Raw genomic sequence first — 21,975 nt, forward strand, 5'->3', positions numbered from 1 at the left:
CAGCATAAGCAGGCGCAAATATTTCGACAATCGCCATTTTCTCGGCTTATCGTTGCGTTTTCCGCAAACCATAAATGGGAGCCACATGCTTTCCAACCGCCTTCAGGACACGGCCCTGCGCTACTTTCTCGAAGTGGTGCGCAGCGGCTCGGTCAGCGATGCCGCCGCGCGGCTCAACGTCTCGCCCTCGGCCGTGAGCCGCCAGGTCGCCGGTCTGGAAGAGATGCTGGGCGTGCCGCTGTTCGAGCGCCGCCCGCGCGGCATGGCGCCCAGCCCGGCAGGCGAGCTGCTGGCCGCCCACGCGCGCCGCGGTGCGCTGGAGGCCGACCGCGTGGTCTCGGACATCGAGGCCCTGCAGGGCCTGCGCCGGGGCGTGGTGCGCGTGTGCAGCTCGGGCGGCTTTGCCATCGAATTCCTGCCGCGCGCCATGGCGCTGTTTCGTGAACAGTACCCGGGCATGCAGTTCCACCTGCGCGTGGAAGCGCCTGCCGCCGTGACCCAGGCCGTGCTGGGCGGCGAGGCCGATGTCGGCCTGACCTACAGCCGTGCGGCGGCACGCGATATCGAGGTCTGGCACCGCCAGGTCTCGCCCGTGGTCGCCATCATGCGGCCCGACCACGCACTGGCCCGGCATGCCAGCATCACCCTGGCCCAGATGCATCCCCATGCCATTGCCCTGCCCGAGGACGCCAACACCGCGCGCCAGCTGTTCGACATTGCCTGCAGCCACCGGCGCCTGGTGTTCGAGCCTGCCCTGGTCAGCGGCCAGTTCGAGACCCTGGTGCACTTCGTGCTGCATGGCGGCGGCCTGTCATTGGGTGGTGAGGTCACCATGCGCGAGCGTGTGCGCCGTGGCGAACTGCATGCGGTGCCCATACGCGAACGCGGCATGAATGCACGCGCCATCGAGCTGCAGACGCTGGCAGGCCGCACGCTGTCCAAGGGCGTGCGGGCCTTCGTGGAGCATCTGCGGGAGCTTCTGCCTCCCGGGTAAGAAGACGAAGTAGAAGAAGCAGAGAAAGACGGAAGGGATGGACTGCAGGCCGGGGCCCGTGCTCAGCCCTGCCCGACTTCCAGGTGGCACTGTGCCCAGTGCCACTGCGCCCGGCGCGTGGCCTCCCGCAGCCGCTGGGCCAGCACATGGCGAGCAGGCAGGCCGGGCAGATACTCGGCCATCTGGACGCCGCCGCGGCCCAACTCCAGCAGCTCGATCTGCTCCGAGCTGTTGCCCGAGCACAGCATGATGCCCAGCGGCGCATCCTCGCCCGGCTCATGCTCATGCCGATCCAGCCAGCGCAGGTAGTGCTCCATCCGATCCTTGTCCTCGTCCGCGAATTCGCCCACCTTCAGCTCCACCGCCACCAGCCGCCGCAGCCTGCGGTGGTAGAACAGCAGGTCAAGCTGGAAATCCTGGTCATCCATCTGCATGTGCCTTTGTCGCGCCACCAGGCTGAAGCCCATGCCCGACTTCAGGAAAAAGGCTTCCATCTCGCGGATGACGGCCGCCTGCAGGTCGCCCTCCTGCCAGGCATCGTGCAGCCCCAGGAAGTCGAGGATGTAGGGGTCTCGCATGAACAGCGCTGGCGACATGCGCTCGGTGGCTCGCTGCGTGGGCTCCTGCGCGACCAGCGTGTCCGCATCGAAGGACAGCACGGTGCGCTCGTACAGCCGGGAATCGATGCGGCTGCGCAGCGTGCGGGCGCTCCAGCGCTCAATGCTCGCCATGCTGGCGTAGTACTCGCGCTGCAGGGCGTCCTTGAGCGGAATCAGCGCGATGAAATGCGCCCAGCTCAACTGCCGCGTGGGCGAGATGACCAGGGGCTCATCAGGAAAGGTGGTGGAGAACTGCACCATGCGCCACAGGTTCTTTTCCGAGAAACTGCCGCCATAGCCCTGGACCAGATGCCCGGCCAGGGAGGGCAGGACCTTGTCGCTGCAGCCGGCCTGCCGCACCTCGGATTCGCAGTCATGGATGTGCTGGCCGATATGCCAGTACAGCAGGGTCATTTCGCTGTTGATGGTGGAAGCCACCCGAAGCCGCGCGGCCTCGATCAGGTCGCGGACATCACCCAGCAGGGTCTGCGCCGCCGCGATCGCGGGAGAAACGGATATCTTGCGAGTGGCCATGCGGTCGCCCCCTCCTGGTGGCGTGTTGTCTGTATGTGTGGTGTCGGCGGAATCGATCCGGCCCACTATTGCCATGCGGCCCCAGCACGTCAACGCCGCAACGGCATAACCAGACGATCTGGCCCTCGCAGACATCAAAAACCAGAACAGTCCTAGAAATCACACTTGCACGACAATGCTCGCCACATCGATGGACACGCGCTTCCCACAATGAAAACCACCAGCATCGAACCCTTCTTCGCCACACTCAAGGCCGCCAACCCCTCGCCCCAGACCGAGCTGGAATACACCAACGTGTTCGAGCTGCTGTCTGCCGTGCTGCTCTCGGCCCAGGCCACGGACGTGGGCGTGAACAAGGCCACGCGCAAGCTGTTTCCCGTGGCCAATACGCCCCAGGCCATCCTGGACCTGGGACTTGAAGGGCTAGAGGGCTACATCAAGACCATCGGCCTGTACCGCAGCAAGGCCAAACACCTGATGCAGACCTGCCAGATCCTGGTCGAGCGCCACGGCGGCCAGGTGCCGCGCACGCGGGAGGAACTGGAAGCCCTGCCCGGGGTGGGCCGCAAGACGGCCAACGTGGTGCTGAACGTCGCCTTTGGCCAGCCCACCATGGCCGTGGACACGCACATCTTCCGCGTGGGCAACCGCACGGGCCTGGCGCCAGGCAAGACGCCGCTGGCCGTGGAAATGCAGCTCATGAAGCGCGTGCCGGCGGCCTATGCCGTGGACTCGCACCACTGGCTCATCCTGCTGGGCCGCTATGTCTGCCAGGCCCGCAAGCCACGCTGCTGGGAGTGCGTGGTGGCGCCGTACTGCGACTACTCGCCCAAGACGCCTGCGCCGGCTGCGGGCAAGCGCTGAGCTTCAATCGGCCTTGAAGCCCGTGGCCGCCACGGCCTTGCCCCAGGTGACCGTGTCGGCGCGCATGATGCGGGCGAGTTCGTCGCCCGTGGTGCCCGTCACGCGGAAACCGGCCTCTTCCAGCCGGCTGCGGCTGTCGGGCTGCTGCAGGGCGCGCACGATGTCGGCCTGCAGCCTGGCCACGATCTCGGGCGGTGTCTTGGCGGGCGCGACCACGCCGAACCAGGAATTGAACTCCAGCGACGGATAGCCCTGCTCCCGGATGGTGGGCAGCTCGGGCATGGACGGGGTGCGCGTGGCGCCCGTGCTGCCCAGGGCCGTGAGCTTGCCGGCCTTGACCTGGGGCGCGGCCAGGGCCGCCGTGGCAAAGACGGCCTGCACGTCGCCGCTGAACAGGCCGCCCAGGGCATCGTTGGTGTTCTTGTAGTGCACGGGCTCGGGCCTGAGCTGCACGGCATTGCCGAACATGAAGGCGCCGAAGTGGCCGGGCGTGCCGGCGCCGAAGGTGGCGATGAACAGCTCCTTGCGCTGGCGCGCCCAGGCCACGAAATCGGGCACATTGCGGGCCGGCACTTTCTGCGGATTGACCAGCAGCACGAAGTCGGAGGTGACGACCTGGCTGACGGGCACAAAGTCCTTTTGCGGGTCGTAGGGCAGGCGCTGGTAGGTGTTGGGCGCAATGCTGAGCTGGCCGGTCTCGCCCAGCATCAGCGTGTAGCCGTCAGGCACGGCCCGTGCCGCCTCGCTGGCGGCGATGAGGCCGCCAGCGCCCGGCTTGTTGTCCACGACCACGCCCAGGTTGCCCCATTGCTCGGACAGCTTTTGCGCAAGCAGGCGTGCCACGATGTCCGGCCCCGTTCCCGCAGGAAAGCCGACGAGCAGGCGCACGGGCTTGCTCGGAAATGCAGGCTGGGCGCTGGCCGCGGCCCAGGGAGCCAGGCCGGTGGCCAGCACGGCGGCAAGAGTGCAGGCCACGGCGGCGCGGCGCGCCTTGGATGCAGGGTTGTTCATGTGTTGTGTCTCCTGTGTTGTAGGTATCGAAGCGGGGAAGGCCCCCTCAGAGCAGCTCGTGAAAGCGCATCTGCACGCGATCGGGATGGCGCGCGCCGGTGCCGAAGAACAGGCGCTCGTTGATCCAGGCCAGCGCACGGCTGGCCGTCTCCATGCGGGGCGCGCAGCGGAAGTAGATATGTGCAGGGTCCACGGGCTCGCCACGTGCCAGCTTGGCCATGTGCGCCGGGTCGCCGCTGCGCAGGGCCTGGTTGCAGACATAGATCAGGTCGCCGGCATCGGTCTCCAGCACATAGCGCGCGTCGAGTTCGGCCAGCCCGCCGTGCACGATGCGCTGGAAGTCCGCGCCTCCGGGCAGCACGCGCGCGCTCCAGCCGTCGCCCCGGGCCGTGCCGCCCAGGATGGGGATCAGCCGGCGCCCGCCGTGCGCCGTGGCACCGACCTCCTGCGGCGGGCCCACCTGCACGCTCAGGTCGGCGAAGAAGCGAAAGCGCGGATCGGGCAAGGCCGCAAGCTGCGGCACGTCATCTGGCATGGTTCTGGGGCTCCGGTGAATGGGATCGGGACCTAGCATAAGCACCATTGCCCGGGCAGGCCGTCATCCCGGAAGATGACAGCGCCCTGCCCGCCCCTGCCATCCCTTGAGACACTGGACCTGCCCCTCCCCCGCCCTTGACGCCAGCGCCTTGCCCGGCCAGGCGTCCAGCCATGCGCTGGGCCAGATGGTGTCCAGCCTGGGTGGGCCGGGCTTCGCCCTGCAGGTGCTGCAGGCCATGAACGCGCTGCTGCCCGTCGCCTCCTGGTCGGTCTACCGCACGGGGCAGCGCAGCCGGCCGCAGCTGTTCCTGTCGGCCAGCAGCGAGGCGCGTGACACCACACGCGAGTGCTGGCGCGCCTATCTCTCAGGCCCCCATCTGCGCGACAGCACGTGGAAGCACGGCGGCACAGCGCCGGCACGCAGCACGGCGCTGTGCCACATCACGGCCCAGGAGGTGGAAGGCGAGCACCGCGCCCTGGTCTACGACGCGCACGGCATGGCCGAGCGCGTATCCATCGTCGAGCACCAGGACGACGGCGGTGTGTTTGCCGTCAACTTCTACCGCCACCAGCACCAGAGGGCGCTGGGCGATGCGCAGATCGGCTGCTTCGAGAGCATGGCGCCCGTGCTGCTGGCCCTGGCGCACAAGCACATCGCGCTGACGCAGGCGCAGCCTGCCGTGGCTGCGGCATCGGCGTCCCCAGCCCCCCAGCCCAGACAGCGCCAGACATTGCCCGCCCTGCGCATGCGCCTGCTGCAGGCACAGCCCGGCCTCACGCCGCGCGAACTCGATGTCTGCGCCCGGCTGCTGCAGGGCATGACGCACGAGGGCATTGCCTGCGACCTGTCCCTCAGCCTGCCCACCGTCAAGACCTACCGTAACCGCGCATTTGCACGGCTGGGCATCCACTTTCGCAGCGAGCTGTTCGCGCTGGCCATGGAGCCGCAGGGCTGAAGGGGCCGGGGCTCAGTCCAGCGAGGCGCCGGAGTCCTTCACAATGCGCGCCCACTTGGCGATGTCCTCGCGCAGCAAGGCCGCCATCCGGTCCGGTGACACGGGCTTGTCGGCCGGGCCGGCCAGCTCCACGCCGGAGGCTTCGAGCTTGCCGCGCAGATCGCCGGCCGCCAGCGCGCGGGCCATGCCGTCCTGCAACTGCGCCAGCACCGGCGCGGGCACGCCTTCAGGAGCAAACAGCCCTACCCACAGCGTGCCGTTGTAGCCGGGCACCGTTTCGCCAATGGTGGGTACATCAGGCAGCAGCGGCGATCGCGCCGCGCCGCTCACGGCCAGCGCGCGCAGCCGGCCGGCCTGGATATGGGGCAGCGTTGACGGCAGGCTGCCGAACAGCAGCGGCACCTGCCCGCCCAGCACATCGTTGAGCGCGGGCGCCACGCCCTTGTAGGGCACATGCTGCAGCTGGATGCCCGCCATGCTGTTGAGCATCTCGCCCAGCAGATGGTTGAGCGTGCCGTTGCCGGCCGAGGCATAGCGGAACTCGTCGGGCCGGCCCCGGGCCATGGAGATCAGCTCGGGCACGGATTTGGCCGCAAAGCCGGGATGGGCCAGCAGCACATTGGGCACGGAGCCGATCAGGCCGATGGGCCGGAAGTCCTTCACCGGATCGAAACCCGGTTTGCGGTACAGCGCGGGGTTGATGGCCTGGCTGCTGCTGATGGTCATCAGCAGCGTATGCCCGTCGCGCGGCGCCTTGGCCACGGCCTGTGTGCCGATGTTGCCGCCCGCACCGGGCCGGTTCTCGACCGCCACGCTGGCGCCCAGCACCTCGGCCAGCTTCTGGCTGACCAGCCGGCCCACGATGTCGTTGGTGCCGCCCGGCGCCTGCGGGACGATCATCACGATGGGCCGCGCGGGCCAGGCCTGGGCATGGCCCAGCAGGGGCAAGGCGAGTGCGGCGGCCAGCAGGCTTCGGCGGTGCAAAAGGCTCGACGGCAGGGGAAAGGAAGAATCCGGCATGGTCATGTCTCCATTTGTTCTTGTCGCAAGCCCGCATGGTTGCCCGTGCCGGGCGAGCGCACAATCGCGCATTTCCTGACCCGGCCTTCGGAATTGACAAAACCTTGACCCCGCCCATGCCCTCTTCGCCCTTCATGCCCCTCATGCACTTCGACCTGACGGACCTGCGCCTGTTCGTGCATGCCGCCGAACTGGGCAGCCTCACGCGCGCCTCGCAAAGGCAGCACCTGTCCCTGGCCGCAGCCAGCCTGCGCATCAAGGCGCTGGAGGAGCAGGCGGGCATGCCCCTGCTGTACCGCGAGGCACGCGGCGTGCGCCCCACGCCGGCCGGCGAAGCCTTCCTGCACCATGCGCGCGGCATGCTGCTGCAGTCCGAGCAACTGCGCCACGACCTGCAGGAGTACGGCGCCGGCCTGCGCGGCCATGTGCGGGTGTTTGCCAACACCACGGCCGTGACCGACTTTCTGCCCGAGATCCTGCCCGCCTTTCTTGCCGACCACCCGCGCGTGAACGTGGACCTGCAGGAGCGGCCCAACGCCGAGATCGCACGCGGCGTGCTCGATGGCCGGGCCGACCTGGGCATCGTGGCCGGCCAGGTGGACACGCTGGGCCTGCAGACCATCCACTTCAGCACCGACCGGCTGGTGCTGGCCACGCCGCGCGGCCACCGCTTTGCGCGGCGCAAGCGCATTGCGTTTGCCGAGACGCTGGACGAGGACGCCATCGGCATGCAGCAGGGCAGCACGCTGCAGACATTTCTGGCAGGTGTGACCGAGCGCCTGGGCAAGCCCATGAAGCTGCGCATACAGCTGTCCAGCTTCGACGCCATGTGCCGCATGATCGGCGCCGGCGTGGGAATCGGCATCGTTCCCGAGAGCGCCGCACGGCGCAACAGCGACAGCATGCGGCTGGCACTGATCGAGCTGACCGATGCCTGGAGCGTGCGCGAGCGCCGCATCCTCGTGCGCGACCAGGGCCGGCTGCCGCGCCATGCGCAGGCCCTGATCGAGGTGCTGCAGGCCTACTACGCCACGCCGGCAGGCTCCTGAGCCGGCTGCGCTCCCGGCTCCATCAGGCTGGACAGCGAACGCAGCTGCCCGCCCTGCGCATCGAAGTTGCCCGGCTCCAGCCAGCGCTGGTAGGCCGCGCGCAGCGCCGGCCATTCGCTGTCGATGATGGAGAACCAGGCCGTGTCGCGGCTGCGGCCCTTGTAGACCACGGCCTGGCGGAACACCCCCTCGAACCGGAAGCCCAGGCGCGCCGCTGCGGCACGCGACGGCGCATTCAGGCTGTCGCACTTCCACTCGTAGCGGCGGTAGCCCAGCTCGTCGAAGGCGCGCTGCATCAGCAGGAACTGCGCCTCGGTGGCCGCACGCGTGCGCTTGAGCTGGCGCGAGTAGCAGACAAAGCCCACTTCCATCACGCCGCTGGCCGTGTCCACGCGCATCAGCGCCAGCGAGCCGATGGCACGGCCCGTGGCCAGGTCGATGACGGCGTGGTGCAGCGGGTCTTCGCTGGCCTGGGCGGCCTCGGCAAAGCGCAGATAGGCCTGGGCATCCGCGAAGGGGCCCACCGACATGTAGGTCCAGTCGCTGGCGTCCGGCGCCTGGCTGAAGGCATCGAACAGATCGGCTGCATGGCGCGCGGCGGACAGCGGCTCCAGCCGGCAGTAGCGGCCTTGCATGGGCGTGCGCGGCGGGCGCTGGCGCGGGGTCCAGTTGGGAAGGTCGTGGCCTACGGGTTGGGAGTGGGCGTTGAGTGCGGGGGGCATCGGAGATTCCTGGTCAGGTCATTTGGCAGGGCCACGATAGCGCTGGCGTGGCATCATTGAAAGTGCCATATCCCTCTTATTTCATGGTGCCACGCCACCCATTGCATGCCCGCCCCTGACCTGCTGACCAGCCCCTTGCTCACCGGCGCCGGCGCGCCGCCGCGCCAGCGCCAGCTGATCCAGCGCCTGAAGCAGGCCATCCTGGCGGGCCGGCTGCCGGCCGGCGACCGCCTGCCGGCCTCGCGCTCGCTGGCGGAGGATCTGGGAGTCTCGCGCAACACCGTGCTCATCGCCTACGAGCAACTGGCGGCCGAAGGCTATGTGGTCGCCGACCGGCAGGGCACGCGCGTGGCGGCTGTATCCACCCATTCCATGGCAGCCGCCGAGGCCGCCGCCCCGCCCCCCTGCGCACCCCGCACGGCACGGCGCCTGGACCGCATCGCGCCCACACGCCACGCCTTGGACCGCAGCCTGCCCCTGACGCCGGGCACGCCCGCCCTGGACAGGTTCCCCCTGCCCGCCTGGCGCCGATCGCAGGACCGCGCATTGCGCCTTCCCGCCAGCGCCACGCTGGACTATGGCGACCCTGCGGGCGAGCCTGCACTGCGCCAGGCCATTGCGCAGCACCTGCGCATCTCCCGCGGCGTGCGCTGCGATGCCTCGCGCATCATCGTCACCGAAGGCGCCCAGGGTGCGCTGGACCTGTGCGTGCAACTGCTCACCAACCCGGGCGACCATGCCTGGCTGGAGGAGCCCGGCTACCGGGGCGCCAAGTCGGCCTTTGCGGGGGGAGACCTGTGCGTCAGCACACTGCGCGTGGATGCGGATGGCGCAGCCATCGCGCCCGGCCTGTGGGACAGCCATCCTCCACGGCTGATCCAGATCACGCCGTCGCACCAATATCCCACGGGCGCCGTGCTGTCGGTGGCGCGCCGGCTGGACCTGCTGGAGCGCGCGCGCCGCGCGGGGGCCTGGATCATCGAGGACGACTACGACAGCGAATTCCGCCACCAGGGCACGCCCATCGCCGCCATGCAGGGCCAGGTGCCGGACGCGCCCGTGCTCTATGTGGGCACCTTCAGCAAGACCATGTTCCCGGCACTGCGCCTCGGCTTTGTGGTGCTGCCGCAGGCCCTGGCCACCAGCGCGGCATCCGCCGTGCAGGAGATGCTGCGCGGCGGCCATCGACTGGAGCAGCTGGCCATGGCGGACTTCATGGAAAGCGGCCAGTTCTCGCGCCACCTGGGCCGCATGCGGCGCCTGTACCGCGAGCGCCAGGCGGCCCTGCGCGAGGCGCTTGCCACGCAACTGGGCGTGGAGCATGAGGTGCTGGGCGGCCACGGCGGCCTGCATTTGACCGTGCGGCTGCCGCCGGACCTGTCCGACAGTGCCATCGTGGAGCAGGCGCGGCGCGCCGGCATGAACCCGGGCGCCCTCTCGTCCTTCGCCCTGGCACCGCTGCCCCAGGACAACGGCCTGGTGATCGGCTATGGCAACACCGATGCCGCGCGCTTCGGCGCGCTGGTCAGGCGGCTGGGCAAGCTGGCGGCAGCTGCGTTATCGCGCTAGCCGCGGCGCGGCTCCAGCGGCTATGCCTCCTCCGAACGCGTGCTCACACCGGCCTGCGCAAAGCTGGCCATCTCGCCCAGCATGGCGCAGGCCGACACCAGCAGCGGCCAGGCCAGGGCCGCGCCCGAGCCTTCGCCCAGGCGCAGTTGCCAGTCCAGCAGCGGCTCGGCACCCAGGTGGGCCAGCATGCGCACATGGCCGGGCTCGCCCGAGCGGTGCGAGAAAACGCAGCGCTCCAGCACGGCCGGCTGCAGGCGGCTGGCCACCAGCACGGCGGCCGTGGTGATGAAGCCATCGACCACGATGACGCGCCGCTCGGCGGCGGCCTGCAGCACGGCGCCCACCATGGTGGCGACCTCGAAGCCGCCCATGGCCGCCAGCGCGTCCAGCGGTTCCGTGGCCTGCGCGTGCAGCTGCAGCACCTCCTGCAGCACCCCGATCTTGCGGGCCAGCCCGGCTACATCCAGGCCGGTGCCCGCACCCGTGACCTCGGCCAAGGGCTCGCCGCACAGCCGCGCCAGCAGCAAGGATGCGCTGGAGGTATTGCCAATGCCCATCTCGCCCAGCAGCAGCGCATTGCCCGGCAACTGGCGCACCAGGGCCGCGCCGTTGCGCAGGGCCATGGCGCATTCGGTGGCCGTCATGGCCGGGCCCTGGCTGCAGTCGCGCGTCCCGTAGCCCAGCTTGCGGCGCCACAGGCGCGGCTGGCCGGGCTGGGGAAGCTTGTCGTCGGGGTCCTGCTCGCGCGCGGGAAAGTCGCGTGCCACGCCGCAGTCCACCACGTTCAGCGCCAGCCCATGCTGGCGTGCCAGCACGCTGACGGCGGCGCCGCCGGCCATGAAGTTCTCGACCATCTGCCAGGTCACATCCACCGGATAGGCCGACACGCCACGCGCCGCCAGCCCGTGGTCGGCCGCAAACACCAGCATCTGCGGCTGCTGCAGCACCGGCCTGTCCTGGCCCAGGATGCAGGCAATGCGCAGCGCCAGCTGCTCCAGCCGCCCCAGTGCGCCCAGCGGCTTGGTCTTGTGGTCTATGGCGTGCTGCACGCGCTGGGTGAAGGCGGCATCGGCCAGGGAGGCGATGGCGGGCACGGCGGCCGCAGAGTCGGTAGTGGGGGTTCGCATGGAAAAAGGGCTCGGCCCGGTAAGGCAGATGGCAAAAGCGCAAGTATCGCGCGCCGCGCAGGCCCGCAAGAATCCTGCAGACGCGGCTTGCAACAGCAGCAGACCTGCATTGCGCCCATGCAAGCAGCAACGGACCATTGCCAGGCTGAACTGGAAAACCACAGTCCTGGCAAATAGTCAATTTCAATTTACCAAGTTTCAGTGATTTTGCAAAAATCCACAATTTCGCAGAATCGGTACCAATCCAGCCACCTTACCCATTACCTTGCCCTGGACCTGCGCAACTTCAGGCCAGGTCACCTCGCACACCCGGACAGCCCTGGCAGCGCCGCCAAGTACCGCGTCCCTGCCGGAGGCCTAGCCGACAGGAGCCATCCGTCAAATGCCTTCCCCTCTTTTTGTCCGTCGGCCACTGCCCCCCACTTCGGCCGGTCCGGTGGCCCTTGCCACCACCGCCGTCCTCGCCCTGCTTACCGGTCCTGCCGGGGCGGCGGACATCAGCCTCACGCCCCCCGCGGGTGGCGGCGTGATCATCTACTCCACACCCAACACCCCGGCGCTGCGCGTACAGCCCACGGGAGAGGTGCAACTGCCCGGGCTGCCAGGCACACCCGCCACATCCACCAGCCACGTATGCCATGACGCCAGCGGCAGTCTGGGCCGTTGCGATCCCGCCTCCACGCAGGGCGCGCAAGGACCCAGAGGCGACGCAGGCCCTACCGGCGCTACAGGACCGGCAGGTGCTACCGGCGCCACAGGCCCCGCCGGTGCCACAGGCTCTGCGGGGCCCACCGGCGCCACAGGGCTTGCCGGAGTAACGGGGCCGGCAGGCGCTGCCGGAGCCACGGGCTCCGTCGGTGCCACCGGACCTGCCGGCGCTACGGGAGCCACGGGCGCTACCGGCCCTGCCGGTGCCACCGGACCTGCCGGCACTACAGGCGCGGCAGGCGCGCCAGGTAGCCCGGGAGCGGTCGGCGCGGCGGGCACCGATGGCCGGGAATCCCTGATGGTGACCCAGGTAGAAGCTGCTGGCGCCACCTGCGCCACGGGCGGTCAGCGCATCAGCCAGGGCCTGGATACCAACCGCAACGGCGTACTGGATGCAGCAGAGATCACCAGCACCAGCTATGTATGCAACGGCCTCCAAGGCTCGGTGGGCCCGCAGGGTCCCATGGGACCGACGGGCATGGGTGGTGTCACAGGTCTGGCCGAAGTGCGCCACGGCTGCGTTGCACCCGATCCGGGCGACGCCACCAAGGCCGTTATCCGCAGTGGTGCAGGCTATGCAGCAGCACGCAATGGCGCGAGCGGCCCCTTCACGATCGCTTTCAACCCCGCCGTAGCCCCGGGCAGCTACACCCTGCTGCTGGACAGTCGCACCAACAAGGGCCGGGCCGTGGCCATCGCGGCAACGGGGGACCCCGTTGCCGGCATCGCTCTGGCGCCTGGCTGGGTGGACCCGGAGAAAGAGACGCTGGATCGCATCTGCTTCATGCTCGCCCGTTGATACAAGCTACGCCCCTATAGCCTCCCAGGATTCCGCCATGTCCCAGAACTCAACCTCTTTGCCGCGCAAAACCGCTCTCGCGCTGGCCGTCACGCTGTCAGCGTCCTTCATGCCTTCAGCCCACGCAGGATCAGAATCTTACGTCGGTGAACTTTTTCTCTTCGCGGGCAACTTCTGCCCTCGAAGCACGTTGCCGGCCGCAGGGCAGACGCTCGTAATCAGCCAAAATACCCCTTTGTTCTCGCTACTTGGCACGACGTATGGAGGCGACGGCCAGATCACCTTCAGACTCCCCGATCTGCAAGGACGTGTTCCCGTGGGCACAGGCAGCGGCCCGGGGCTGTACCCCACCAGCCTGGGCCAGATCGGCGGCACTGAGACCCAGACGCTGACGCAGACCCAGATGCCCGCGCATACGCACGCGGCCGTTGTCACCTCAAGCGTTACCGCCAGTACCCAGGAAGCGACCCATGCCACACCCGCTCCCGGCAGAATGCTGGCCCAGGCGCAGAATGCAGGCATCTATCGGGAAACTGCGACAGCCGACGTGACTCTTGGCAATTCAGCGAACGTCAGCGTAGGAGTTGCAGGGGGCAGTCAGCCTTTTTCCATACGCGACCCCTACCTGAGTATGCAGTGGTGCATTGTGGTGGACGGGATCTATCCACCCCGGCCTTGACTGCCGGGCGCGAGGGCCTGAGTGCCGCACCGTTCTGAGACAATCGCTGCCACACGTGTCTCCCCAGCCCCCCACCCCCTCCATGACGGTTTCCTTCTCTGCCATCCAGCCCGGTCTCAAGCTTGCGGACCAGGTTGCCCGGCAGCTGGAGGCGCGCATCCGCGCCGGCAATCTGCAGCCGGGGCAGAAGCTGCCGACCGAGGCCGAGCTCGTGCAGCAGCTCGAGGTCAGCCGCACCGTGGTGCGCGAGGCGGTGTCCCAGCTCAAGTCGCGCAACCTGGTGGAATCGCGCCAGGGCAGCGGCGTGTTCGTGAAGGCGGCAGGCATAGAGCCACTGGACTTCGAAGGCCTGCCGGCGGCTGGCAGGAATGCGCTGATCCAGATCACCGAGGTGCGCCGCGCACTGGAGACCGAGGTGGCCGAACTCGCGGCGCGGCGGCGCAGCGAAGAGGATATGCAGCGCATCCACGATGCGGAGAGCGCCCTGGCCGAGGCCGTGCGGCTGGGCCGTGACGGCGTGGAGGAAGACATGGCGTTTCACCGCGCCATTGCCCAGGCCTCGGGCAACCCGTTCCTGATCAGCACGCTGGACTACCTGTCGCAGTTCCTGCGCGGCGCCATGCGCATCACGCGCGCCAACGAGGCGCGGCGCGAGGACTTCGGCAAGGCCGTGGAACGCGAGCACCACAGCATCGTGCTGGCCATCGAGGCCGGCGACCCCAAGGCCGCGCGCAAGGCCGCCGCCACGCACATGGGCAACGCCATAGACCGCATCCACCGCGCCGACGCCAGCTTCTGGGAGCAGGACGGCGAACGCCTGGCCCGCGACATCCTGGCCGCCAAGCCCTGAACCTCCGAAACCACCCCTTGGCGCATGGCCAAGGGTTTTCACCTTGTTTGGGTTTTTGCGCAAAATTTGTATGATGACCTGATGACAATATCAGTCACATCTCTTTTTGCACCCCGCACACCCGGCCTTTGCCTGGGCGTTCACCCATGAGCGACGAATCCCGCATCCGCGAGCAGATCTGCGCCACCGGCGCCAGCCTCTACCAGCGCGGCTACACCGTCGGCGCGGCCGGCAACATCAGTGCGCGCCTGCATGACGGCTGGCTGATCACCCCCACCGACGCCTGCCTGGGCAGGCTCGACCCGGCAGAGCTGTCCAAGGTCGATGCCGGCGGGCATTGGGTCAGCGGCGCCAAGCCTTCCAAGACCCTGGTCCTGCATCGGGGCATCTACGGCAATGACGGCGAGGCGTGTGCCGTCATCCACACGCATTCCACCCATCTCGTGGCGCTGACGCTGTCCGGCGTCTGGCGCGAGGACGAGGTGCTGCCGCCCATCACCCCCTACCAGGTCATGAAGGTGGGCCGCATCCCGCTGATCCGCTACCGCCGGCCCGGCGACCCGCAGGCCGCCGCCGAGGTGGCCGCGCTGGCCGGCCAGGTGCGCGGCGCCCTGTTCGAGCGCCTGGGCCCCGTGGTCTGGGAGCGCTCGGTGGAGCAGGCCAGCCATGTGCTGGAAGAGCTGGAGGAGACCGCAAGGCTCTGGCTCATGACCCATCCCCGGCCGCAGCCCCTGGACGCGGCCGCCATCGACGAGCTGCGCACCACCTTCGGGGCGCGCTACTGATTTGCACAGCGGCGCCCACGGCCGCATTCCACCACCCAGCCCATCCACAGCCGCGCAGCCGCCAGGCGGCGCACCAAGCGGCGAATCAAGCGGCGAACCCAAGGGAGACTTGAAATGACGACAACGGATATCGCATCCGGCCAGGCCGGGGCCCACCCTGCCCAGGCCGACTCTGCAGAGACGGCGCGCGCCTACGCCAAGGTGTTCTGGCGCCTCGTGCCGTTCCTGATGCTGTGCTATGTGATCGCCTACCTGGACCGCGTGAACGTGGGCTTTGCCAAGCTGCAGATGTCCCAGGACCTGGGCTTCAGCGAGACCGTGTTCGGCCTGGGCGCAGGCGTGTTCTTCATCGGCTACTTCCTCTTCGAGGTGCCCAGCAACCTGCTCATGCACCGCCTGGGCGCGCGCGTCTGGATCGCCCGCATCATGATCACCTGGGGCATTCTGTCGGCCATGTTCATGTATGTGGAAACGCCCACGGGCTTCTACATCCTGCGCTTTCTGCTGGGCCTGGCCGAGGCGGGCTTCTACCCCGGCGTGATCCTGTACCTGACCTACTGGTACCCGGCCCACCGGCGCGCCAAGATCGTGGCGCTGTTCATGTCGGCCATCCCCGTGGCCGGCATCTTCGGCAACCCGCTGTCGGGCTGGATCATGCAGGCCTTCCACGGCGACCATGGCCTGCACGGCTGGCAGTGGATGTTCCTGATCGAGGCCATCCCCGCCCTGGTGATCGGCGTGGTGACCATCTTCTATCTGGACAACGGCATCTCCAGCGCCAAGTGGCTGACGGCCTCCGAAAAGCAGCTGCTGGCGCGCGAGATCGAGCTGGACCAGCAGCACTCAGGTGCCCAGAAGCATTCGCTCAAGGCCGTTTTCGCCGACCGCCGCGTCTGGTGGATGTGCCTGATCTACTTCGCCTTCGTCGCCGGCCAGTACGGGCTGACCTTCTGGATGCCCACGCTGATCAAGTCCACGGGCGTCACGGGCGCGCTGAACATCGGCCTGCTCAGTGCCATCCCCTTCCTGTGCGCCATCGTGGTGATGAACCTGATGGGCCACAGCGCCGACAGGCGCCGCGAGCGCCGCTGGCACCTGATCGTGCCCGCGCTGATGGGCGCCGTGGGCTTTGCGATGACGGCCTTCTTCGCCGACAACACCGTTCTTTCCCTGATCTTCCTGTCGCTGGCCGCAGCCGGCGTGCTGACCTGCGCGCCGCTGTTCTGGTCGCTGCCCACGGCCTTCCTGTCGGGTACGGCGGCGGCGGCGGGCATTGCCATCGTCAACTCGGTCGGCAACCTCGCGGGCTTCGCCAGCCCTTACATGATCGGCTACCTCAAGGACCTGACCCAGTCCACGCAGGCCGGCATGTTCGTGCTGGCGGGGGTGCTCGTGGTGGGCGCCCTCGCGGTCTGGCTCACCCCCGCAAAGATGGTCAACCGCTGACCGGCCCTTCTTCCCATCCTTCAAGCTCCAAGCCCCAAGACACATGAAAGTACTGATCACCGGCGGCGCCGGATTCCTGGGCCAGCGCCTGGCCCGCAAGCTGCTCGAACAGGGTGCGCTGACGCTGGCCGGCACCCGCTGGCCCATCCACCAGATCGACCTGCTCGACGTGGTGGCCACCCAGGCCATTGACGACACGCGCGTGCGCTCCCTGGTGGGCGACATTGCCGACCCGCAGGTGCTGCGCGGCGCCATAGACCAGGACACGGCCGTGATCTTCCATCTGGCCGCCGTGGTCAGCGGCCAGGCCGAGGCCGACTTCGACCTGGGCATGCGCATCAACCTCGATGCCTCGCGCGCCCTGCTGGAGACTTGCCGCGCCGTGGGCCACATGCCGCGCGTGGTCTTCACCAGCTCGGTGGCCGTCTACGGGGGCGACCTGCCAGACATCGTGCTGGACGGCACGGCCCTGAACCCGCAGTCCTCCTACGGCACGCAAAAAGCCATTGCCGAGCTGCTGCTGGCCGACTACACGCGGCGCGGCTTTGTCGACGGCCGCGTGCTGCGCCTGCCCACCATCAGCGTGCGCCCGGGCCGGCCCAATGCGGCCGCCTCGTCGTTTGCCAGCGGCATCATCCGCGAGCCCCTCAACGGCGAAGCGGCCAACTGCCCCGTGGGTGCCACCACGCGCCTGTGGCTGCTGTCCCCGCGCCGCGCCGTCGAGGCCCTGGTCGCAGGCTGCGAACTCGATGCCAGTGCCGTCGCCGACCGCCGGCCCATCAACCTGCCCGGCGTGTCCGTCAGCGCGGGCGACATGGTGCGCGCGCTGCGTGAAGTGGCTGGCGACGAAGTAGCCAACCGCGTGAGCTGGCAGCGCGACGACAAGGTCGAGCGCATCGTCGGCAGCTGGCCCGGCCGCTGGGATACCACGCGCGCCGATCGGCTGGGCCTGTGCGGCGACGAGAACTTTGCGGCCATCGTGCGCGCCTACATCGCCGATGACCTGACACCCCCACGCCAGCCATGAACCACACCACCGCCACACCCCGCGCCGTCGGCGTGATCGGCCTGGGCGCCATGGGCGCCGGCATGGCGCAAAGCCTGCGCCGCGCCGGGCACCACGTGCATGTCCACGACATCCGCCCCGAGGCCGCAGCCGCCTTCGCCGCCGAAGGTGGCACGGCCTGCGCCACGCTGGCCGACATGGCCGCCGCTTGCCGCATCATCGTCAGCGTGGTGGTCAACGCCCGGCAGACCGAGGCCGTGCTGTTCGGCGAAGGCGGCATCGCCCCCGCGCTGCAGCCCGGCTCCGTCTTCGTCATGTGCTCCACCGTGGACCCCAACTGGTCCGTGGCACTGGAGGCCAGGCTGCAGGCGCAGGGCGTGCACTACATCGATGCGCCGATCTCGGGCGGCACGGCCAAGGCAGCGTCCGGGCAGATGACCATGATGACGGCCGCCCGCCCCGAGGCCTATGCCGCCTGCGAAGGCGTGCTCGACGCCATGGCCGCCAAGGTCTACCGCCTGGGCCACAGCGCGGGCGCGGGCAGCAAGGTCAAGATCATCAACCAGCTGCTGGCCGGCGTGCACATTGCCGCAGCGGCCGAGGCCATGGCCCTGGGCCTGCGCGAAGGCGTCGATGCCGCCGCGCTCTACGAAGTCATCACCCACAGCGCCGGCAACAGCTGGATGTTCGAGAACCGCATGGCCCACGTGCTGGCCGGCGACTACACCCCGCTGTCGGCCGTGGACATCTTCGTCAAGGACCTGGGCCTGGTGCTGGACACCGCGCGCCACAGCAAATTCCCGCTGCCCCTGGCCTCCACGGCCCACCAGATGTTCATGCAGGCATCCACCGCCGGCCATGGCCGCGAGGACGACAGCGCCGTCATCAAGATCTTCCCGGGCATCACCCTGCCACCGGCTTCATCGGAATCCCCATGACGCTTCTTCTGGGCTGCATAGCCGACGACTTCACGGGCGCCACCGATCTGGCGAACAACCTGGTGCGCGCAGGCATGCGCGTGGTGCAAAGCATTGGCGTGCCCGCCGGCCCGGTGGACGAGGGCGTGGACGCCGTCGTGGTCGCGCTCAAGTCGCGCACCATCGCGCCGGCCGATGCCATTGCGCAATCGCTGCAGGCCCTCGAATGGCTGCAGGCCCAGGGCGCCAATGGCCGCGCGCCGCAGATCTACTTCAAGTACTGCTCCACCTTCGACAGCACGCCGCAGGGCAATATCGGCCCCGTGGCCGATGCGCTGATGGACGCGCTGGGCTGCGAATTCGCCATTGCCACGCCTGCCTTTCCCGACAACCAGCGCACCGTCTTCAAGGGCCACCTGTTCGTGGGCGATGTGCTGCTCAGCGACAGCGGCATGCGCAACCACCCTCTCACGCCCATGACCGATGCCAACCTGGTGCGCGTGCTGCAGGCGCAGACAGGGCGCAAGGTGGGGCTGATCGACCATGTGGCCGTCGCGCAGGGCGAGGCCGCCATCCGCGCGCGCATCGCCGCACTCCAGGCCGAGGGCACGGGCATGGCCGTGGTCGATGCCGTCTCCAACGACGACCTGCTGCGCCTGGGCCCGGCGCTGGCCGGCATGCCCCTGGTCACGGCCGGCTCGGGCGTGGCCATCGGCCTGCCCGCGAACTTCGGCATCCAGCCCACGGCCCAGGCCGCTGCCCTGCCCACCGCCACCGGCCTGCAGGCGGTCGTCTCGGGCAGTTGCTCGGTGGCCACCAATGCGCAGGTGGCGCACTTCATCGCCTCGGGGCGCCCTGCCCTGGCGCTGGAGCCGCTGCGCATCGCCGCCGGCGAGGACGAAGCCGGCAAGGCCCTGGCCTGGGCCCGCCAGCACATCGCCAGCGGCCCCGTGCTGATCTACTCCACCGCAGAATCCGCCGCCGTCAAGGCCGTGCAGGGCCGCCTGGGCGTGGAGCAGGCCGGCGCACTGGTCGAACAGACCATCGCCGCCATCGCCCGGGGACTGGTCGAGATGGGCGTGCGCCAGCTCGTCGTGGCCGGCGGAGAAACCTCGGGCGCCTGCGTGCAGGCGCTGGGCATCGAGCAAATGCGCATAGGGCCGCAGATCGACCCTGGCGTGCCCTGGTGCCATGCCGCCTCGCCCCTGGCGCCGCAGGGGCTGCACCTCACGCTCAAGTCCGGCAACTTCGGCACCACGGACTTCTTCACCAAGGCCTTCGGCGCGTTGCAGCGCGCCTGATGCCACACTCAGCATCCGTTTTCAGGAAAGCTTTCATGCCCCGTTTCGCCGCCAACCTGTCCATGCTCTACAACGACCTGGACTTTCTTGACCGCTTCGAGGCCGCCGCACGCGACGGCTTCCAGGCCGTCGAATACCTGTTCCCCTACGACTTCGCGCCCGAGCAACTGGCCCGCCGCCTGCAGGACCACGGCCTGCGGCAGGTACTGTTCAACGCCCCGCCCGGCGACTGGAACGCGGGCGAGCGCGGCCTGGCCTGCATCCCCGGGCGCGAGGCGGAATTCGCCCAGGGCATGGAACGCGCCATTGCCAATGCCCGCGCGCTGGGCTGCCCACGCATCCACGTGATGGCCGGCCTCAAGCCCGAAGGCGCCAGCGACGATGCCCTGCGCGCCACCTACATCGCCAACGTGCGCCACGCCGCACGGCTGGCCGCGCCCCACGGCATCGCCATCCTGCTGGAGCCCATCAATGGCCGCGACATGCCCGGCTTCTTCCTGAGCCGCCAGGACCAGGCCCACGCGCTGCTGGCCGACATCGCAGAGCCCAATGTCCAGGTCCAGATGGACCTCTACCACTGCCAGATCGTCGAGGGAGACCTCGCCATGAAGATCCGCCAGTACCTGCCCACGGGCCGTGTGGGCCACCTGCAGATCGCAGGCGTGCCCGAACGCCACGAACCCGATGTGGGAGAGGTCAACTACCCCTACCTGTTCCGCCTGCTGGACCAGCTGGGCTACGACGGCTGGATAGGCTGCGAATACCGCCCCGCGCGCGGCGCGGCCGCGCACGCCACCAGCGAGGGGCTGGGGTGGATGAAGGAGTGGCTGTAGGCCAAGCCCCCGCCTTCAACGCAAGTCCTTGACAATGCGCCAGGTCGCGCCCTCGTCCGTGCTGCGCACGATGGCATTGTCTGGAAGAAAAGCCAGCAGGGAGCCGTCCCTCCGGTCCACAGCCATCTCCAGGACGGCCAGCTTTCCGGCCAGACCGGGCGACTCGCCGGTATGCACCCAGGTCTTGCCGCCATCACGGGTCGTCATCAAGCCATAAGGGCCGGGGAACAGGCCGGGATTGATGGCAGTGAGCGCATAGCCGGTCGTCGCATCCTTGAAGGCCTGGGTCAGGGCGAAGCGGCCCAGGCCGGTATCGCTCCAGGTGGTGCCCCCATCGCGCGAGATGAGCGTGCTGGTGGCCACGGTGGCGACACGGGCCACGATGGAGCCATCGGGCTGTCCTTGAATGGCAAGAGTCGACTGGCCGGTGGCCCGCCGGTGCAGGCTCTGGCCGTCGTAGAGATGCATCTCCCCGTTGGGAAGAACAATGCCAGCACGGTCCGGCAAAGCGATGGCCATGGATCGCTTCCAGCCGATGTTGAGCGACATGCTGTCGTCAAAACTCCCAAGCTTCTGCCACACAATCGTGTCGGTACCGCTGCCCGCATAGGCCGTCCACACCCGGTCGCGGCGGACAAAGGCCGCAATGCGGCCATCCGGCAGCGGCTGTGCCACTGCGATGAAGGCGTTGTCGGGCGGGTTCAGCATCTTCCAGTTCTGCCCCTGCCCATCTGACAGCGCCAACAGCCCTTCCTCTCCTGCGGCAAGCAGGCCGCCCTTCCAACGGCGCACAAAGGCCACCTCCCGCAGCGTTCCTATTTCAAGCTCCTGCCAACGGCTGGAGTCTGCCTTGCGCCAAAGCACCTTGCCCAATTTGGAGCCCGCCAGGAATTCTCCATCCGCCGACTGGTTGAGACCATTCCATGTCGAGGCAAGCATCTTGATCCTGGGCATGAGGCCAGCCTGGGCTGCCAGACGCGAATCAGGGTCGAAGCCCAGGGCGGGTCGCCCCTGAGTCTGCCGTGCCAGCGCGGGATAGAGCTCCTTGACCGTGGCCATCATGTCGGCCTCTGGAGCCACATAGCCCGTCACGAAACCGCGACCCGTGGTCGGGTGCATCACCAGGGTGCCCAGCAAGGTGACTTCCCCCTGCCGCACCTCAAACGTGCCGAATCGCTGGCTGAGCGGATAGTAGTACGACATGTTGCCGCGGCCACCGGACAACTGAACGAGCGTATAGCGCCCGGGACGCACCATGCCGCTGAAGACTGCGGTGGAAAGCGTTGTGGTTCTTCTGCGCAGCAACACCGCAGAGTCCTGTCCGGTAGCCTCCTCCCCGGGATTGAGCACACGCCGGATAGCGAGATCGCTCAGCGTATCCGCAGGGTCCAACTCGCCGGTGCCGGCAGTGATCAGCTTCAGGACAACAGCCCCTTCGGTGCCATTGAGCGTTTGTGTGGGCTCGATGGGTCGCGTGGCGCAGCCGGAAAGCAGCAGAGCGGCAAGGACAAGGCTTGTCGCGAGAAAGGCACGTTTCTTCATTGTGGTGGAGCGCAGACTGGCGCAAGTGATGGCTGAATAGCGGCGCGGATTCTACAAAATGTCATTTGCCTTCCACGCAAAGACGGCCGTGCATCGCAAGCGATGAGGGCAGGCTCAACGGAAACCC

General features: G+C 68.5%; 21 protein-coding genes. 14 read left to right on the forward strand and 7 right to left on the reverse strand.

Features of this window, described 5'->3' with window-relative positions:
* Positions 1–85: 85 nt before the first annotated feature.
* Positions 86–994, forward strand: a complete 909-nt coding sequence (locus AAN986_RS18465; RefSeq protein WP_016445247.1) for a LysR family transcriptional regulator — start codon at positions 86–88, stop codon at positions 992–994.
* A gap of 62 nt (positions 995–1,056) precedes the next feature.
* Here AAN986_RS18465 and AAN986_RS18470 read toward each other — a convergent pair whose 3' ends face one another.
* Positions 1,057–2,127, reverse strand: a complete 1,071-nt coding sequence (locus tag AAN986_RS18470) for a PDDEXK nuclease domain-containing protein (RefSeq protein WP_047217658.1) — start codon at positions 2,125–2,127, stop codon at positions 1,057–1,059.
* 210 nt (positions 2,128–2,337) lie between these two features.
* Between AAN986_RS18470 and nth the strand changes: the two genes are divergently transcribed.
* On the forward strand, positions 2,338–2,991 hold the full coding sequence (gene nth, locus AAN986_RS18475) for an endonuclease III (protein WP_017406542.1): 654 nt from the start codon (positions 2,338–2,340) through the stop codon (positions 2,989–2,991).
* A gap of 3 nt (positions 2,992–2,994) precedes the next feature.
* On the opposite strand, the gene AAN986_RS18480 is transcribed toward nth, so the two are convergent.
* Both AAN986_RS18480 and AAN986_RS18485 read right to left on the reverse strand, forming a co-directional pair.
* On the reverse strand, positions 2,995–4,002 hold the full coding sequence (locus AAN986_RS18480; RefSeq protein WP_047217657.1) for a tripartite tricarboxylate transporter substrate binding protein: 1,008 nt from the start codon (positions 4,000–4,002) through the stop codon (positions 2,995–2,997).
* 46 nt (positions 4,003–4,048) lie between these two features.
* Positions 4,049–4,537 (reverse strand): DUF3237 domain-containing protein, encoded by a 489-nt coding sequence (locus tag AAN986_RS18485; RefSeq protein WP_016453040.1) that lies wholly within the window; start codon positions 4,535–4,537, stop codon positions 4,049–4,051.
* Between the two features lie 187 nt (positions 4,538–4,724).
* Here AAN986_RS18485 and AAN986_RS18490 point away from each other — a divergent pair, with 187 nt between their 5' ends.
* Positions 4,725–5,495 (forward strand): helix-turn-helix transcriptional regulator, encoded by a 771-nt coding sequence (locus tag AAN986_RS18490; RefSeq protein WP_016445242.1) that lies wholly within the window; start codon positions 4,725–4,727, stop codon positions 5,493–5,495.
* Positions 5,496–5,507: 12 nt separating this feature from the next.
* Here AAN986_RS18490 and AAN986_RS18495 read toward each other — a convergent pair whose 3' ends face one another.
* Positions 5,508–6,515 carry a tripartite tricarboxylate transporter substrate binding protein gene (locus AAN986_RS18495; RefSeq protein ID WP_047217680.1) on the reverse strand — a complete coding sequence of 336 codons (1,008 nt, stop codon included), beginning with the start codon at positions 6,513–6,515 and terminating at the stop codon, positions 5,508–5,510.
* 143 nt (positions 6,516–6,658) lie between these two features.
* On the opposite strand from AAN986_RS18495, the gene AAN986_RS18500 reads away from it, so the two are divergent.
* Positions 6,659–7,564 carry a LysR family transcriptional regulator gene (locus AAN986_RS18500; protein WP_174538880.1) on the forward strand — a complete coding sequence of 302 codons (906 nt, stop codon included), beginning with the start codon at positions 6,659–6,661 and terminating at the stop codon, positions 7,562–7,564.
* Here the strand turns inward: AAN986_RS18500 and AAN986_RS18505 are convergent.
* Positions 7,540–8,286, reverse strand: a complete 747-nt coding sequence (locus AAN986_RS18505; RefSeq protein WP_047217656.1) for a GNAT family protein — start codon at positions 8,284–8,286, stop codon at positions 7,540–7,542. The two genes, AAN986_RS18500 and AAN986_RS18505, sit on opposite strands and share 25 nt — an antisense overlap.
* 105 nt (positions 8,287–8,391) lie before the next feature.
* On the opposite strand from AAN986_RS18505, the gene AAN986_RS18510 reads away from it, so the two are divergent.
* Positions 8,392–9,855, forward strand: a complete 1,464-nt coding sequence (locus AAN986_RS18510; RefSeq protein WP_047217655.1) for a PLP-dependent aminotransferase family protein — start codon at positions 8,392–8,394, stop codon at positions 9,853–9,855.
* A 20-nt stretch (positions 9,856–9,875) separates the two neighbouring features.
* On the opposite strand, the gene cobT is transcribed toward AAN986_RS18510, so the two are convergent.
* Entirely contained in the window at positions 9,876–10,982 is a 1,107-nt protein-coding gene (gene cobT, locus AAN986_RS18515; RefSeq protein ID WP_047217654.1) for a nicotinate-nucleotide--dimethylbenzimidazole phosphoribosyltransferase, read from the reverse strand.
* Positions 10,983–11,988: 1,006 nt separating this feature from the next.
* On the opposite strand from cobT, the gene AAN986_RS18520 reads away from it, so the two are divergent.
* The 9 genes from AAN986_RS18520 (at position 11,989) to otnI (ending at position 20,306) form a co-directional block, all read left to right on the forward strand.
* On the forward strand, positions 11,989–12,489 hold the full coding sequence (locus tag AAN986_RS18520) for a hypothetical protein (protein WP_047217678.1): 501 nt from the start codon (positions 11,989–11,991) through the stop codon (positions 12,487–12,489).
* A 37-nt stretch (positions 12,490–12,526) separates the two neighbouring features.
* The gene (locus AAN986_RS18525) at positions 12,527–13,168 is read left to right on the forward strand and encodes a tail fiber protein (RefSeq protein ID WP_047217653.1); all 642 of its coding nucleotides are present in this window, start codon (positions 12,527–12,529) and stop codon (positions 13,166–13,168) included.
* A gap of 82 nt (positions 13,169–13,250) precedes the next feature.
* The gene (locus tag AAN986_RS18530) at positions 13,251–14,018 is read left to right on the forward strand and encodes a FadR/GntR family transcriptional regulator (RefSeq protein WP_016445234.1); all 768 of its coding nucleotides are present in this window, start codon (positions 13,251–13,253) and stop codon (positions 14,016–14,018) included.
* A 146-nt stretch (positions 14,019–14,164) separates the two neighbouring features.
* Positions 14,165–14,803, forward strand: a complete 639-nt coding sequence (locus tag AAN986_RS18535) for an aldolase (protein WP_016445233.1) — start codon at positions 14,165–14,167, stop codon at positions 14,801–14,803.
* A 114-nt stretch (positions 14,804–14,917) separates the two neighbouring features.
* Positions 14,918–16,249 (forward strand): MFS transporter, encoded by a 1,332-nt coding sequence (locus AAN986_RS18540; protein WP_046988821.1) that lies wholly within the window; start codon positions 14,918–14,920, stop codon positions 16,247–16,249.
* Positions 16,250–16,292: 43 nt separating this feature from the next.
* Entirely contained in the window at positions 16,293–17,276 is a 984-nt protein-coding gene (denD, locus tag AAN986_RS18545; RefSeq protein WP_047217652.1) for a D-erythronate dehydrogenase, read from the forward strand.
* Entirely contained in the window at positions 17,273–18,193 is a 921-nt protein-coding gene (gene ltnD / locus AAN986_RS18550; RefSeq protein ID WP_047217651.1) for an L-threonate dehydrogenase, read from the forward strand. The genes denD and ltnD overlap by 4 nt, the downstream gene beginning before the upstream one ends.
* Complete coding sequence (gene otnK / locus AAN986_RS18555; RefSeq protein ID WP_047217650.1) at positions 18,190–19,473, forward strand: 3-oxo-tetronate kinase; 1,284 nt, start codon at positions 18,190–18,192, stop codon at positions 19,471–19,473. Before ltnD ends, otnK begins: the two co-directional genes overlap by 4 nt.
* Positions 19,474–19,508: 35 nt before the next feature.
* On the forward strand, positions 19,509–20,306 hold the full coding sequence (gene otnI, locus AAN986_RS18560) for a 2-oxo-tetronate isomerase (protein WP_047217649.1): 798 nt from the start codon (positions 19,509–19,511) through the stop codon (positions 20,304–20,306).
* 15 nt (positions 20,307–20,321) lie between these two features.
* Here otnI and AAN986_RS18565 read toward each other — a convergent pair whose 3' ends face one another.
* Positions 20,322–21,848, reverse strand: coding sequence for a hypothetical protein (locus tag AAN986_RS18565; RefSeq protein ID WP_349335430.1), 1,527 nt, complete (start codon positions 21,846–21,848; stop codon positions 20,322–20,324).
* Positions 21,849–21,975 lie beyond the last annotated feature (127 nt).

Source organism: Delftia sp. DS1230, from assembly GCF_040112715.1.
In the GTDB taxonomy this organism is placed as follows: Bacteria; Pseudomonadota; Gammaproteobacteria; order Burkholderiales; family Burkholderiaceae_C; genus Comamonas; species Comamonas tsuruhatensis.

What these genes read in the sequence shown, in the direction of transcription:
- AAN986_RS18465 (WP_016445247.1), top strand. Translation starts at nt 86, where the DNA reads ATGCTTTCCAACCGCCTTCAGGACACGGCCCTGCGCTACTTTCTCGAA.
- AAN986_RS18470 (WP_047217658.1), bottom strand. Translation starts at nt 2,127, where the DNA reads ATGGCCACTCGCAAGATATCCGTTTCTCCCGCGATCGCGGCGGCGCAG.
- nth (WP_017406542.1), top strand. Translation starts at nt 2,338, where the DNA reads ATGAAAACCACCAGCATCGAACCCTTCTTCGCCACACTCAAGGCCGCC.
- AAN986_RS18480 (WP_047217657.1), bottom strand. Translation starts at nt 4,002, where the DNA reads ATGAACAACCCTGCATCCAAGGCGCGCCGCGCCGCCGTGGCCTGCACT.
- AAN986_RS18485 (WP_016453040.1), bottom strand. Translation starts at nt 4,537, where the DNA reads ATGCCAGATGACGTGCCGCAGCTTGCGGCCTTGCCCGATCCGCGCTTT.
- AAN986_RS18490 (WP_016445242.1), top strand. Translation starts at nt 4,725, where the DNA reads ATGGTGTCCAGCCTGGGTGGGCCGGGCTTCGCCCTGCAGGTGCTGCAG.
- AAN986_RS18495 (WP_047217680.1), bottom strand. Translation starts at nt 6,515, where the DNA reads ATGCCGGATTCTTCCTTTCCCCTGCCGTCGAGCCTTTTGCACCGCCGA.
- AAN986_RS18500 (WP_174538880.1), top strand. Translation starts at nt 6,659, where the DNA reads ATGCACTTCGACCTGACGGACCTGCGCCTGTTCGTGCATGCCGCCGAA.
- AAN986_RS18505 (WP_047217656.1), bottom strand. Translation starts at nt 8,286, where the DNA reads ATGCCCCCCGCACTCAACGCCCACTCCCAACCCGTAGGCCACGACCTT.
- AAN986_RS18510 (WP_047217655.1), top strand. Translation starts at nt 8,392, where the DNA reads ATGCCCGCCCCTGACCTGCTGACCAGCCCCTTGCTCACCGGCGCCGGC.
- cobT (WP_047217654.1), bottom strand. Translation starts at nt 10,982, where the DNA reads ATGCGAACCCCCACTACCGACTCTGCGGCCGCCGTGCCCGCCATCGCC.
- AAN986_RS18520 (WP_047217678.1), top strand. Translation starts at nt 11,989, where the DNA reads ATGGTGACCCAGGTAGAAGCTGCTGGCGCCACCTGCGCCACGGGCGGT.
- AAN986_RS18525 (WP_047217653.1), top strand. Translation starts at nt 12,527, where the DNA reads ATGTCCCAGAACTCAACCTCTTTGCCGCGCAAAACCGCTCTCGCGCTG.
- AAN986_RS18530 (WP_016445234.1), top strand. Translation starts at nt 13,251, where the DNA reads ATGACGGTTTCCTTCTCTGCCATCCAGCCCGGTCTCAAGCTTGCGGAC.
- AAN986_RS18535 (WP_016445233.1), top strand. Translation starts at nt 14,165, where the DNA reads ATGAGCGACGAATCCCGCATCCGCGAGCAGATCTGCGCCACCGGCGCC.
- AAN986_RS18540 (WP_046988821.1), top strand. Translation starts at nt 14,918, where the DNA reads ATGACGACAACGGATATCGCATCCGGCCAGGCCGGGGCCCACCCTGCC.
- denD (WP_047217652.1), top strand. Translation starts at nt 16,293, where the DNA reads ATGAAAGTACTGATCACCGGCGGCGCCGGATTCCTGGGCCAGCGCCTG.
- ltnD (WP_047217651.1), top strand. Translation starts at nt 17,273, where the DNA reads ATGAACCACACCACCGCCACACCCCGCGCCGTCGGCGTGATCGGCCTG.
- otnK (WP_047217650.1), top strand. Translation starts at nt 18,190, where the DNA reads ATGACGCTTCTTCTGGGCTGCATAGCCGACGACTTCACGGGCGCCACC.
- otnI (WP_047217649.1), top strand. Translation starts at nt 19,509, where the DNA reads ATGCCCCGTTTCGCCGCCAACCTGTCCATGCTCTACAACGACCTGGAC.
- AAN986_RS18565 (WP_349335430.1), bottom strand. Translation starts at nt 21,848, where the DNA reads ATGAAGAAACGTGCCTTTCTCGCGACAAGCCTTGTCCTTGCCGCTCTG.